The sequence below is a fragment of the Fundidesulfovibrio terrae genome (genome assembly GCF_022808915.1).
Lineage (GTDB): Bacteria > Desulfobacterota > Desulfovibrionia > Desulfovibrionales > Desulfovibrionaceae > Fundidesulfovibrio > Fundidesulfovibrio terrae.
In genome coordinates, this window is the sequence record NZ_JAKZFS010000002.1 from 602169 (window position 1) to 615398 (window position 13230).

Consider the following 13230-nt stretch of genomic DNA (forward strand, 5'->3'; position numbering starts at 1 on the left):
TCGTCGTCCGCCTCCCTCAGCTTCGCGTCCGCCCTCGGACGCGAAGCGATGGGGGATTCCAAAGGGACTCGTCCCTTTGGCCGCCGGAGGCTCTCTTCCCCCGTCGATCCCCTCGCGCTACGGCTTGGGCGGTCCGGCCACGATCATTTCGGAGAGGGTCAGGTCCACGCGCGGCACCTGGTTGCGCCTGCTGCCGAGAAAGTCCATCTCCAGTTCGACGAGCTCGCGGTAGAGCGGGGTGCGATCCACCCGGTCGTGCTCGCGGCCCTCCACCTTCTCCATGCACACGGGGCACCCGGGAAACTGCCTGAGCCCCGACCGGCCGAGCAGGACGTTGGGCACGCCGTACATGCGGCAGATCATCATGCGGTGCTCGTAGAGGCCGCACTTGCCGTCCTCGTTCACCGGGCACATCACCTTGGGCACCTCGCCGCGCGCCAACGCCTCGCGGGTGCGGTCCACGTTCTCCCGCGCCCGCGCCAGGTACTCGGCCTGCTTGGCTTCGGGCAGGGCCTTGAGTCCTTCCCACAGGTAATACCACTCGATGTGGGTGTGGTGCTGGAAGTAGCTCACGCAGCAGTTCTGCTGACAGCCCTCGCAGGTGAAGCCCTCGGGCGCGGCCTTGTCGAACGCCTTGCCCATCTTGGCGTAGAGGGCGGCCAGGCGGCGGCTCAGGGTGCGCTTGCTCACGAATTTCATGGAAGATGCCTCCGGCGGCCAGAGAGAACTTTTTGAAAAAAGTTCTCTCTGGACTCTCTCAAAAACTTTTACGCCGCTTCGCTTTCGAGCCCGCCAAGCTTGACGGGGGATGCGAGATGGCGCGAGAGGCTCCCACTACTGCAAGTCGTGAGCGAACTCAAACGCTAAGGCATCGAGGAATCCCGGGCGGCCTCGCGCAGGGCGTCCGTGCCGAAGACCTCCTCCATCACCTCCAGGGCGAACCGGGCCGACACCGTGGCCGGGCCGCCTCCCATTTCGATGCCCACTTCCACCGCTTCGAGCACCTGGCGCAGGCCCGCGCCCGCGGCCTTGGCCTGCTCGATGTGCCACTGCATGCAGGAGCGGCAGTCGATCACCACCGATATGCCCACGGCGATGAGCTCCTTGGACATCTTCGGCAGGTGTCCGTCGGCGTAGGCGGCCCGCTCCATGTCCAGGAACGCGTCGTACACGGGCGATTTCAGGTCCGTGAGCGTTTTGTGGGCTTTCTTGCGTTGCATGGTGAGCTGGCGAAGGGTGTCGTTCATGGCCGTCTCCGGTCGTTCGGAAAATTCGAATGAAAGACGCAAGCATCCGGTGCTTGATGGGAGAGATATCCTCTGGCATGCTTGCGAACAAGCGATTAAACGTGAACCGTTCGTTCAGGAAAACAAAACCATGCTCGAAGTGCGCCTGCTCAAGACCTTCCTGGCCGTGGCCGCCGGATGCTCCTTCCGCAAGGCCGCCGAGTCCCTGCACCTGGCCCCCTCCACCGTGACGGTCCAGATCAAGGCGCTGGAGGACGAACTGGGCGCGCCGGTTTTCGACCGGGTGGGGCGTTCGGTGCTTCTGACCGAACTGGGGCAGCGCCTGCTGCACCACGCCCGGCGCATGGTGGACCTGGAGGCCGAGACGCGCGGACTCCTCTCCCGCTCGGGAGCGGGCGTGGGCGAACTCTCCGTGCGTATCTCCGAGAGCCTGGGCATCCACTGCCTGCCAAGCCTGCTGCCGCGGTTCCGCGAACGCTTCCCCGAGGTCCGCCTCTCCCTGAGCACGGTCTCGCGCCGGGACCTGGCCCACGACCTGCGCCACGGCGCAACAGACCTGGCCCTGCTGGTGGGGGAGCCCTTCGTGTCCGCGAGCTTGCGCGTGGAGGTCCTCGGCCGGGAGAAACTGGCGGTGATCGCCCCGCCCGGGTCGCGCTTCGCCGGCCGCGCCAGCGTGTCTCCGTCGGACCTGGCCGGTTCGGCCCTGTTCCTGACCCGCTACGTCTGGAGCGCCCGCAGGCTCATCGAGGAGGCCCTGCTCGAGGCCCGCGTGGGGCTCGGCGGGCTGGTGGAATGCTCCAGCGTCGAGATCGTCAAGCGTTGCGTCATGGCCGGGCTCGGGGTGTCGGTGGTCCCGGCCTTCAGCGTGCGTGACGAAGTGGAGCGGGGCGGGTTGGTGCTCCTGGATTGGGCCGGGGAGCCGCTCACGGCCAAGGTGGTGCTCACGCGCCACGAGGACCGCTGGCTCTCCCCGGCAGCAGGGGCCTTCATGGAGGCCGCGCGGGAGTTCTTCGCGCCCCTGGCGGTCAGGAACCTGCCCGACGCCTGGGATTGAGGCCCCCTTCCGCGAAGCAGCAGCTACCGCACAGGCCTGAAATCGTAGCCGGAGTGGTAAAGACCGCCCCCTTCGGCGCGCACCACGGCGCCGGTCCCCGTGCCCATGCCGCCGATCACGGCCTCGTCGTCCGACACGGGGACCAGGGGGAAGACGGCCTTGGCCGTGGGGGCTCCCTCGACTCCCGTGGATACGGTGATGGCCGCCGTCAGCAGGCCGTCCTTCAGGGCCAGTTCGATGCCCTTGTAGCAGATGCCCTCGCCGGGGGCGTCCGTGGAGTACGCGCCGAGCCTGCGAAGCCATGCCTCCGGCACCGTCCGGTGGGGAATCTTCTCGAAGGGGAGAGGCATGGGATGGCCGAAGAGGACCAGGGCCTCGCGCCCGTCCACCGTCCGGTATTCGAAGGACAGTTCCGGCATGGCCCGCGTGGCCAGCCCGAACAGGGCCTCCTGGCGGGGAAGGAACTTCCCGTTGCCCAAAGGCAGAAGGTCCACGGTGCGGTCCCACAGCCACATCTTGAGGTCGCCGCCGTCCAGCCATACGGAGCCCAGCTGCCCCGCCAGCGTGGCGTAGTTTCCGGCGTATCCGGCCAGTTCCTCCCGGGGTACGTCCGCCGCCTTGGGCGCCTTGGGCCTGGGCTTGAACGGCGCGCCCTGTCCGGTCTTCGCCTCCATGGCCATGTCCAGGGCCTTGACGGCCAGGGTGGACGCGAAGCGGGAGGCTTCCTCGGAGTTTGCCAAGATGGCCACCCCGAGCTTCAGGTCGGGCTCAACGGCCAGGAAAGCCTGGAAAGGGATGGCCGTGCCGCCGTGCCAGGCCACGGGGCGTCCGTCGGCAAGGGTGAGGCCCGAGAGCATCCAACCCAGGCCCTGGCGGTGGCCGAAGTCCAGCGGCAGGCCCTCGAACGGGGCGTGCAGGGCTTCGCGCAGGCCATCCGGGGGGATCACCCCCGCGCCGTCCGCGAGCACGGCGGATATGAATCGGGAAAGGTCCTCCACGGTGCAGTAGAGCGAGCCCGTGGGCTGGTCGCGCAGGGTGGGGCTCGGGGCGGGCTTGCCCCCCCGGTAGCCCGTGGAGAAGCGCCGGGCCAGGGGCGCGGTCAGCACGTAGCTGGAGTCGCGCATGCCAAGCGGCTCGAGGAGTCCCAGGCGCATGGCCTCGGCGAAATCGCGGCCTTCGATGTTCTCGATCATGCGCCCGAGCAGGCTGAAGGCCACGTTGGAGTAGCGCCACTCGGTAGCCGGGGGGCTGGCCATGGACTCTCGCGCAAGCGTCGGGATGTACGCGGCGAGGGTCATGGGGTGCTCGGCCCACATGCCGGCCACCACGTCCGTGGGCAGCCCGGAATGGTGGCTCATGATCATGCGCGGCGTGATGGGGGGCGTGTCCGCGAACCTGTTGCGGATGGAGAATTCAGGCACGTGCGCGCGCACGTCGTCGTCCAGCCCCAGGCGCCCGGCCTGGACCAGTTGCAGGACATGCATCGACGTGACCACCTTGGAGATGGACCCGGCGCGGTAGACCGTGTCCGGACCGGCCGGGACCTTCGCGGCCTCGTCGGCGTAGCCGAATCCCTGCGACCAGACCACCCGCTGGCCGTCCACCACGGCGATGGACAGGCCCTTGACCGAGTTGAGCGACATTTCCTTGCGGATGTATGTGGGAAGCTGGGTCTTCATGGCGGAGTATGCGTCGGGAGAGGGCGTGGCCGCCGGGCAGAGGGACGCCGTCAGGAAAACGACGGCCAGGGCGAGGATGACGGTTCGCATGGGAAGAAGCCTCCGGCGGCCAAAGGGTTATCTCGGGTCGTCCTGGCCCTCGCCCAGCGCGCTCTGCACGCCCTCCCTTCGCGCCTGTGGGGCAGCCCGGAGAGGCGCCACGCACTGCGAGAACGGCCCGGGTGCGCGCATCATACACCAATCGGGGGGCGCGGAAAACAAAAACGCCCGGCCGTTGCGCAGCCGGGCGTTTCGTGTCCTGGAGGAGGGGAGGCTATTGCCCAGCCGGTGCCGGCGTCAGGGACTTCTTCAGCTCCTTGTCCAACCTGCGCACGGTGAAACTGAGCGTCTGGTCCATGTTGTTCTTGAGGTAACTGGCCAGGTCGTCGTCGGAAACGAAGGGGCCGTCATTATAGCCGACGATGATGTCCCCGGCGATGAATCCGGCGGTTTCGGCGGCTGACCCGTCACGCACGGCCCGGACCAGGACACCTTTTTCGATGTTGAGCTTGAGCTTGGTCTCGTCAGGGATCTTGCTCGGAAGTATTCCGATCCGGGAGGGCCTCATCCTGGCCCAGAACGAGGCTATGAAATCATGCATCCGTTGTTGGTACGGCATCAAGGTCGTCGTCGTATAGTCGGGGGTTTGGACCGTTGTCGTGCTGTTGTACCCGTAGGTAGAATTTCTGCTTCCAATCTGGGTATTGTTTTTGTTGTAATACGTAGAATTTCCCGTGGCAGATCCAGTCGTATTCAGGGTAAACTGTTGTCCCTGATGGTAGTCCGTAATAGGGATGTAGCCGTTTTCGGTGTGGGTGTACTGTTTCTGCACCAGCGCCAAGCACGCTTTGACTTGCTTGGCTTGGTTTTCAAGGTAGAACATAGGAGCCTGGTCGATGTTGAAGGCTGAATAACCGATCAGCATATAGCCTTTCTTGAACATTTCCGCCTGGAGATCCTGCGTTTTGCCAATTTGTTCAATCTTGGCGGTGTCGCAAAGGTCATAATCCACCCCGGCCGTACCGTTTTCGACTGGTTTGTAGTGGTACTGGTAGGGGTTGCAGGCGGTAAAAAGAAGGCAGGGCAGCAAAAACAGCCAGGAGAGTTTATTCATTGTCGGGCCTTCTGCGATTTTACAGTTAAAGTTCCGAAATGATTACGCTCTTCTGGTTGTCTTTGTCAATATTTCTTCCGATGCTGGTGGGGGAGGTGGGCGCGAAGCCGTAGATTCCGGAAAGGGTATATCCAGGCAGGAGGAGGCGGGCAGGCTAACCTAGTCCGGGCGCAGCATCTCCGCAAGCTTTCCGGCGCACGTCTCCACGCACTCGTCAAGGCCTGCCGCGTCGGTGGAGACGTGGAAATCGCAGGCTTCCAGGTACAGCGGCTCTCGCTCGGCGTACACGTCGGCCAGGCTGCGCCCGTCCGGGCGCACGAAGGCCCGTCCCGTGGCGCCCTGCACGCGGTCCAGGAAGGTGTCCAGCTCGATGCGCAAGTGGATGACCGGCCCAAGCGACTTGAGCCGCTCCACGCACGCCCTGCTGTACACCACGCTGCCGCCCGTGGAGACAACCGTGCGCTTGACCCCAAGCGTGGACACCACGGCTTCCTCCACGGCCAGGAAGCCCTTGAGGCCCCGTTCGTCCATGATGGACTGCAAAGGCTGGCCCCAGGTGGCCTCGATGAGCCGGTCGGTGTCCAGGTGCGCCCAGCCCAGGCGCTCCGCCAGGGCCTTGCCCAGGGTGGACTTGCCCGCCCCGGCGATGCCGATGAGGCTGACGCACTGTTCGTCCGTGATGCGCCCCATGGGGGCGAAGGACGCGGTGGCTGCGCTGCGTGGTTCCTGGTTCTTCATGTTTCGCCGGATGGGCCGCGCCCGGTGCGGTTGTCGGGTGAGGCCCGCGCGGACATGCCTGCCCGCACGGGTCCTGAAGTCATGACGCCATAATGGCGGATGTCCCGGCCGAGCGCAACAGGAGGATGCCCCGGCCAGTGCTCGCGCCGACACCCAGGCCGGTGCTCCGGGCAAACAGCGCCCCGGGCGCTAGCCGCCCAGGTAGGCCTTCTTCACTTCCGGGTTGTCGCGCAGTTCGTCGCAGGGTCCTTCCGCCACGATGCGCCCCGTGTCCAGCACGTAGCCCCGGTGCGCGAAGTCCAGCGCCAGGCGGGCGTTCTGTTCGACCAAGAGGATGGTCATGCCCTGCTGGTTGAGCTTCTTGAGCGTGCGGAACATGTCGTACATGAGAAGCGGGGCCAGGCCCATGCTGGGTTCGTCCAGCAGGATGAACTCCGCGCCGCTCATGAGCGCGCGGCTCACGGCCAGCATCTGCTGCTCGCCGCCCGAGAGCGATTCGGCGCGCTGCTTGCGGCGCTCTCCCAGGCGGGGGAACAGCTCGAAGACGAAGTCCAGGTCCTTGGGGAGCTTGTCCTTGTCCTGCCGGGCATAGGTGGCCAGTGTCAGGTTGTCCATGACCGTGAGGTTGCCGAAGATGTGTCGCCCCTCGGGCACAAGCACCATGTGCAGGTCGGCCACCACCTGGTGCGCGGGCACGGAGAGAAGGCTCTTGCCGTCGAAGGTGATGTCGCCCTGGATCACCTTGGGGCCTTCGGGGGGCCCCAGGCGGGCGATGCTGAGTAGCGTGGTGGTCTTGCCCGCGCCGTTGGCCCCGATGAGGGTGACGATCTCACCCTTGTTCACGGTGAAGGATACGCCGTGCAGGGCCTCGATGTTGCCGTATTTGACCTTGAGATTGCTGACGGAAAGCATCAGATGGCCTCGTCTCCCAGGTACGCCTTGATGACGGTGGGGTTGTTGCGGATGTCCTCGGGGTTGCCTTCGGCGATGGTGGCGCCGAAATCGATGACCTTGATCCACTGGCACAGGCTCATGACCACGGTCATCTGGTGTTCGATCATCCAGATGGCCAGGTCGAACTCCTTGTGGATCCAGGCGATGAGCTTGATGAGCTCCACCACGTCGGTGGAGGGCAGGCCCGCCGCGGGCTCGTCCAGCAGCAGCAGCTTGGGCTTGGTGGACAGGGCGCGCGCGATCTCCACCTTGCGCTGGATGCCGTAGGAGAGGTTGGGCGGGAACTCGTTGGCCAAGTCCTTCATGCCCATGAACTCCAGGAGTTCCATGGCCGTGTGCTCGATGTCCCGCTCGCGGTCGGCGTAACGGCGCGTGCGCAGGAGCGAGTCCATCAGGGAGTAGCCCAGGCGGTAGTGCTGGCTGACCCGGATGTTGTCGAGCACGGTCATGTCGTTCCAGAGCCGGATGTTCTGGAAGGTGCGGGCCACGCCCAGGGCGGTCACCTGGTGGGGCTTCATGCCCTTGGTGTTCACGCCGTTTATGGTGATGGAGCCGGAGCTGGGCTGGTAGAAGCCGCTGACCAGGTTGAACACCGTGGTCTTGCCCGCTCCGTTGGGGCCGATGAGGGCGTTGAGCTCGCGGCCTTCGAGGCTGACCTCGAAGTCGTTGACCGCGATGAGCCCGCCGAAACGCTGGGTGAGATCTTTGATTTCGAGCAGGGCCATGGCTATTTGAACCTGTAGAAGCGCTTGAGTTTGGGGAACACGTCCGAGAGCTCGCGGTTGCCCATGATGCCCTCGGGCCTGAACTGCATGAGCAGGATGAGCAGCAGCGGAATGGCCACCCATTTGAGCTGTTCAAGGGGCTTCAGGAACTCCAGCATGATGGCGAACACGATGGCCGAGAGCACCGAGCCGGTCAGCGACCCCATGCCGCCAAGGTACACCATTACCAGGCATTCCGTGGAGCGCAGGATGGTGAACGAGGCCGGGTTCACGAAGCTGATCTGGTAGGCGTACAGCCCGCCCGCCAGGCCCGCTAGGCCCGAGGAGAGCATGAAGGCGATGAGCTTCATCTTGTTGGTGTTCACGCTCATGATCTCGGCGGCGACTTCGTCCTGGTGGATGGCCATGACGCCCTTGCCGTAAGTGGAGTACACGAAGCGCCGCAACAACCAGACGGCGAACACGACGCCCAGGAATATCCAGAAGAGCATCCAGGGGATGCCCGCCACGGCGTCCATGCCCTGCACGATCTTGCCCATGCCCGAGAACCCGCGCGGGCCGCCCACGGCCTCCACGTTCTCGATGGCGCTCTTGATGATGTAGGCGGCCGCCAGGGTGATGACCGCCAGGTAGTCGCCGCGAGTCTTGAACGAGGGGATGGCCACCACCAGGCCGGCAATGGCCGCCGCCGCGAAACCCACGGCCAGGATGAGCGGGAAGGCCCAGGGGGCCAGGCTCACGGGCAGCCAGGGCTGGCCGAACACCTTGTCGGGCACGAAGAGGAACACGCCCGCGATGGACGAGGCGTAGGCTCCCACGGCCATGAATCCCGCGTGGCCGCAGGAGAACTCGCCCATGTAGCCGTTGACCAGGTTCAGGCTGGCGGACAGGATGATGAAGATGCCCATGGTGCACAGGAAGGAAACCCCGTACTGGCCGAGCAGTCCGACCTGGGTCATGCCAACCATGAGAAGGAGCAGGGCGCAAAGCGCCGTAGGTACGGTAATGCGGTTTCCCATGGCTATATCTTCGTGGTTTTGGGTTTGCCGAAGAGCCCGGTGGGCTTCCAGGTGAGGATGCCCAGCAGGATCGTGAAGCTGATCAGGTCGCGCAGTTCGGAGCTGAACACCGCCGCCACGATGACCTCCAGGAAGGCCAGCAGGAAGCCGCCGACGAAGGCCCCCCGGATGTCGCCGATGCCGCCCACCACCGCGGCCACGAAGGCTTTCCAGCCCACCAGCGCGCCCATGAAGGGGTCCAGCACCGGGAAGTTCATGGCGTAGAGGAGGCCCGCCAGCCCGGCCATGGAGGAGCCCAGGAAGAAGGTGAACACGATGACCGCGTCCAGCGGGATGCCCATGAGCGGCACCGCGAACTTGTCGTAGGACACGGCCCGCATGGCCATGCCCAGCTTGGTGCGGGTGACGATCCACTGCAGCAGGGAAAACACCAGGAAGCTCGCTAGGATGGCCGAGAGCTTGGTGATGGAAATCTTGGCTTCGCCCACGTCAAAGATGACGCGCGGCAGAAGCGTAGGGAAGGACAGCCTGTTGGCGCCCAGGAGCGAGAGGTTGCCGTACTCAAGGATGATGCCCATCATGAGCGCGGTGATGACCACGTAGAGGCGGTTGGCACCCTTGAGGCGCAGCGGCTTGTAGGCCACGCGCTCGATGAACACGCCCACCACCGAGGTCAGCACCATGGTCAGGGGCAGGGTGGCCGCGAACACCATGAGCTTGTCGGCTCCGGTATCGAGCTTGATGTCCTGTCCCCAGACGTAGACGATGGCGGTGAAGGCGATGAAGATGCCCGCCAGGGTGGCCGGGTAGCTGTAACTCTTCTGGCCCGCCGCCTGCGGCTTCTTCTTGATGGCGAAGGAGAGCGCGGCGGTCAGGATCAGCGCGAAGAACCCCGCGAAGACCAGCTTCACCGAGATGGGCGAGGCCGGGGGGATCAGCGCATGCTGGCCCATGAAGAATGTGGCGGCGAAGAAGGCGATGTAGGCCCCCACCATGAAGATGTCGCCGTGGGCGAAGTTGATGAGCAGCAGCACGCCGTAGACCAGGCAGTAGCCCAGGGCGATGAGGGAATAGTAGCTTCCCAGCTGCAAGGCGTTGAGCGCCTGTTGGATGACGGTGTCGAGCATGACCTGTCCCGAGGCTTGTTAATTGAAGACCACAAGAAGTCCGGAACGAAGAGACGGGCGCGGAAGGTGTGCCCTTCCGCGCCCTTGGAACCTTGTCGCCTACGGGCAGACGGATTCGTGGAAAGCGAACTCGCCCTTGTCGGTGATCTTGACGATCACGGCGCACTTGACGGGGTCGCCGGTCTTGCCGTCGTAGCTCATCTTGCCGGTGATGCCGTCGAAGTCGCGCATGGTGGCCATGGCGTCGCGCAGGGCGGTGCGGTCCTTGGCCAGGTCGCCGGAGATGGCGCCCATCTTCTTGATGGCGGCCAGAACCATGCCGGTGGCGTCCCAGGTAAGCGCCCCAACGTCGTCGGGGATCTGCTTGAACTTGGCGTTGAAGGCGTCGATGAACTCCTTGGTGGCACCCTTGGCGCCGGCGGCGGCGTAGTGGGTCACGAAGTACTGGCCTTTGCAGTCGTCGCCGCACAGGGCCATGAGCTCGGCGGAGCCCCAGGAGTCGGAGCCCAGGATGGGGCCCTTGTAACCCAGCTCACGAGCCTGCTTCACGATCAGCGGGACCTCGTTGTAGTACTGGGGGGTGAACAGGACGTCGGGCTTGGCCTTGAGGATCTTGGTCAGCTGAGCGGAGAAGTCCACGTCCTTGGTGGTGAAGGTCTCGAAGGCCACCACGGAGCCGGCGCCGTGCAGCTTCTCGAAGTCCTTCTTGAAGAACTCGGCCAGGCCCTTGGGGTAGTCGGAGGCCACGTCGTACAGCACAGCGGCGGTCTTGGCCTTGAGCTGCTCGGTGGCGAACTTGGCGGCCACGGGTCCCTGGAAGTCGTCCAGGAAGCAGGCGCGGAACACGTAGGGGCGGTCCTGAGTGGTCTTGGGGTTGGTGGACCAGGCGGACATCATGACGGTCTTGTTGTTGTTGGCGATCTCGCCGGCGGGGATGGCGCGGCCGGAGCCCTGGGGGCCGACCATGGCCAGCACCTTCTCGCCCTCGATGAGCTTGAGCGCCGCGTTGACCGCGGATTCAGGCTTGGCCTCGTTGTCGACGTACACGAAGTCCAGCATGTACTTTTTGCCGCCCACTTCCAGGCCGCCAGCGCCGTTGATCTTTTCCTTCAGCATCTCGGCGGCGTCCTTGCTCATCTCGCCGACCTTGGGGATGTCGCCGGTCAGCGGGATGTTGAAGCCGATTTTGATGGTGTCGGCGCTAAAGGCGGCCGCCGGAAAGGCGAAGGCCGCGACAAGCAAGGCAACGAGGAGTTTTTTCATTGACCGCTCCAGTGGTTAGGGTTGGCGTGACGGCCCATGCCGGGCATCTCCCCAAAACACAAAGCCACGCGTCGCGTAGCGGCTTTGAAATAGCGCAATCGGCAACGAAAAAAAAGTACAAAATTGCAAAAAAGACTGCGTTCCGCTGAGCGGACCTTCAAAAGTGCCGCATTCCGCTGAGCGGAACTCTCACGTTGCGTCGTTCCGCTTTGCGGAACAACACTCTTGCAGCCCAACGCCTGCTGGCATCTATAAACTTGGCGTCCCGCGACGTACGGGTCTGGAAAAAAACAATGGAGGTAAGTACCCTGGATTGCTTCGCAACGCAACATCCGCCAGAACATTTGCCCGGCGTTGTGTTCCCCGGTCGTTTCCGTTACTTTGCCCCGCCGGATCGATGACCCCAGGAGATTCCACCATGTCCAGCGATGCCTTGGAGCTCGTGCTCGACTACGCCGGCGAAGGGACCAGGCTGCGGGAGTTGTTCTTCAACGAGAACGCCCAGACCGTGGTGGCCGCCGGACGCACCCTGGCGCTGTGCCTGGCCAAGGGCGGCAAGATACTCTTCTGCGGCAACGGGGGCTCAGCCGCCGACGCCCAGCACCTGGCGGCCGAGTTCGTCAACCGCTTCCAACTGGAGCGTCCGCCGCTTCCGGCCATCGCCTTGACCACCGACACGTCCATACTTACCGCTATTGGCAACGACTACGGCTTCGACCAGGTCTTCGCCAAGCAGGTGCAGGCCCTGGGACGGCCCGGGGACGTGCTGGTGGGCATCACCACCTCCGGCAACAGCCCAAACGTGGTGGCCGCCATGCGCCTGGCGCGCGAAAAGGGCCTGACCACCGTGGGCCTGACCGGCAAGAACGGCGAGATCGTCCAGTTCAGCGACCTGGCCATCCTGGTGCCGCACACCGTGACCGCCCTCATCCAGGAGATTCACATCGCCTGCGGCCACCTCATGTGCAAGCTGACCGACCATTATCTGTTCGAGGCCGTCGTGGAGCTCAAACCCTACCTCGACGCGACGGTCTGATACCGCGCTTGAAGGAGTTTTCGACATGCCGATCTACGAATACCGCTGCGAACAATGCGGTTGCGAATTCGAGGAGCTGGTCTTTGGCGACCAGGCGCCCGCCTGCCCCAAGTGCTCCTCGGACAACACCCACAAGCTCATGAGCGCCTGCCGCCACACCGCCGGACACAACCCCGGCGGCTACCAGGGCGGTACCGTGCCCGCGCCCTCCGGTGGCGGCGGATGCGCCGGATGCTCGGGCGGGAGTTGCGCCACGTGCAAATGACCATCACCATCGCCACCCGGGGCAGCAAGCTGGCCCTGTGGCAGGCCAATCACATCAAGTCGCTGCTGGAATCCCGCCACGCCGGTCTCGCCGTGGAGCTGCTCGTCCTCAAGACCCAGGGCGACAAGATCCTGGACGTCCCCCTGGCCAAGGTGGGCGGAAAGGGCCTGTTCGTGAAGGAGATCGAGGAAGCCCTGGCCGACGGCCGGGCCGACCTGGCCGTGCACTCCATGAAGGACGTGCCCGTGGAGCGCCGCGAGGGACTGGCCCTGGGGCCCATTCCCGAGCGCGAGGATTTCGCGGACATGCTCCTAAGCACCTCCTATTCGAGCCTTGAGGAGCTCCCCCGGGGAGCCACCGTGGGCACCTCCAGTCTGCGCCGCCAGGCCCAGCTCCTGGCCGTGCGTCCGGACCTGGACATCCGCATGCTGCGAGGCAACCTGGACACCCGGGTAGGGAAGCTCATGGACGGCCAGTACGACGCCATCGTGGTGGCCGCAGCGGGGCTGAACCGCCTGGGCATCACCACCCCGCGCATGGCCCGCCTGGCCCCGCCGCAGTTCATCCCCGCCGTGGCCCAGGGCGCGCTCAGCCTGGAGTACCGCGCCGACGACAAGCGCACCCAGGACCTCGCGGCCTTCCTGGACCACATGGAGACCCGAGACGCCGTCACCGCCGAACGGGCCTTCCTGGCCCGCCTGGAGGGCGGTTGCCAGGTGCCCATCGCGGCCTACGGGCGCGTGGAGGGAGGCATGGTCACGCTGACCGGACTGGTGGCCGATCCCGACGGGAAGAAGATCATCCGGGCCGAGCGTTCGGGACCGCGCGTGGAAGCCGGCACTTTGGGCGTCGAAGTGGCCGAGGATGTGCTGGCCCAGGGCGGCGCGGAGATTTTGGCTGCTGTTTATGGGGCCGGAGTGAAGGCATAGTGGGAGAGGGGATGGTCGTGGGGGGAGCCTCCGGCGGCCAA

At 65.0% G+C, this 13230-nt stretch carries 14 protein-coding genes; 4 read left to right on the plus strand and 10 right to left on the minus strand.

Annotated elements, in window-relative coordinates; all coding sequences use genetic code 11:
- Positions 1-117 precede the first annotated feature (117 nt).
- Complete coding sequence (locus tag ML540_RS09850; protein ID WP_243360432.1) at positions 118-699, minus strand: hypothetical protein; 582 nt, start codon at positions 697-699, stop codon at positions 118-120.
- Between the two features lie 164 nt (positions 700-863).
- Positions 864-1247: a carboxymuconolactone decarboxylase family protein gene (locus ML540_RS09855; protein ID WP_243360434.1), complete on the minus strand. Its 384-nt coding sequence runs from the start codon at positions 1245-1247 to the stop codon at positions 864-866.
- Positions 1248-1377: 130 nt separating this feature from the next.
- Here ML540_RS09855 and ML540_RS09860 point away from each other — a divergent pair, with 130 nt between their 5' ends.
- On the plus strand, positions 1378-2301 hold the full coding sequence (locus ML540_RS09860; RefSeq protein WP_243360435.1) for a LysR family transcriptional regulator: 924 nt from the start codon (positions 1378-1380) through the stop codon (positions 2299-2301).
- A gap of 23 nt (positions 2302-2324) precedes the next feature.
- Here ML540_RS09860 and ML540_RS09865 read toward each other — a convergent pair whose 3' ends face one another.
- The 8 genes from ML540_RS09865 to ML540_RS09900 form a co-directional block, all read right to left on the minus strand.
- Positions 2325-4070: a serine hydrolase domain-containing protein gene (locus tag ML540_RS09865; RefSeq protein ID WP_243360437.1), complete on the minus strand. Its 1746-nt coding sequence runs from the start codon at positions 4068-4070 to the stop codon at positions 2325-2327.
- A 223-nt stretch (positions 4071-4293) separates the two neighbouring features.
- Positions 4294-5133 (minus strand): PDZ domain-containing protein, encoded by an 840-nt coding sequence (locus ML540_RS09870; protein WP_243360439.1) that lies wholly within the window; start codon positions 5131-5133, stop codon positions 4294-4296.
- Between the two features lie 159 nt (positions 5134-5292).
- Positions 5293-5871, minus strand: coding sequence for a homoserine kinase (gene thrB, locus ML540_RS09875; RefSeq protein WP_243360441.1), 579 nt, complete (start codon positions 5869-5871; stop codon positions 5293-5295).
- Positions 5872-6060: 189 nt separating this feature from the next.
- A complete protein-coding gene (locus ML540_RS09880; protein ID WP_243360865.1) occupies positions 6061-6786 on the minus strand; it encodes an ABC transporter ATP-binding protein in 726 nt (241 codons plus the stop codon).
- Positions 6783-7550: an ABC transporter ATP-binding protein gene (locus ML540_RS09885; RefSeq protein ID WP_243360443.1), complete on the minus strand. Its 768-nt coding sequence runs from the start codon at positions 7548-7550 to the stop codon at positions 6783-6785. The genes ML540_RS09880 and ML540_RS09885 overlap by 4 nt, the downstream gene beginning before the upstream one ends.
- Before the next feature lie 2 nt (positions 7551-7552).
- Complete coding sequence (locus ML540_RS09890; protein ID WP_243360445.1) at positions 7553-8569, minus strand: branched-chain amino acid ABC transporter permease; 1017 nt, start codon at positions 8567-8569, stop codon at positions 7553-7555.
- A 2-nt stretch (positions 8570-8571) separates the two neighbouring features.
- Positions 8572-9696: a branched-chain amino acid ABC transporter permease gene (locus ML540_RS09895; protein WP_243360447.1), complete on the minus strand. Its 1125-nt coding sequence runs from the start codon at positions 9694-9696 to the stop codon at positions 8572-8574.
- Between the two features lie 99 nt (positions 9697-9795).
- A complete protein-coding gene (locus ML540_RS09900; protein WP_243360450.1) occupies positions 9796-10959 on the minus strand; it encodes an ABC transporter substrate-binding protein in 1164 nt (387 codons plus the stop codon).
- Between the two features lie 418 nt (positions 10960-11377).
- Between ML540_RS09900 and ML540_RS09905 the strand changes: the two genes are divergently transcribed.
- The 3 genes from ML540_RS09905 to hemC are packed head-to-tail and all read left to right on the plus strand — an operon-like array spanning position 11378 to position 13189.
- Positions 11378-11995 (plus strand): D-sedoheptulose 7-phosphate isomerase, encoded by a 618-nt coding sequence (locus ML540_RS09905; protein ID WP_243360453.1) that lies wholly within the window; start codon positions 11378-11380, stop codon positions 11993-11995.
- 25 nt (positions 11996-12020) lie between these two features.
- A complete protein-coding gene (locus tag ML540_RS09910) occupies positions 12021-12260 on the plus strand; it encodes an FmdB family zinc ribbon protein (RefSeq protein ID WP_243360455.1) in 240 nt (79 codons plus the stop codon).
- Positions 12251-13189, plus strand: coding sequence for a hydroxymethylbilane synthase (gene hemC, locus ML540_RS09915; RefSeq protein WP_243360458.1), 939 nt, complete (start codon positions 12251-12253; stop codon positions 13187-13189). The genes ML540_RS09910 and hemC overlap by 10 nt, the downstream gene beginning before the upstream one ends.
- The last annotated feature ends 41 nt before the right edge of the window (positions 13190-13230 follow it).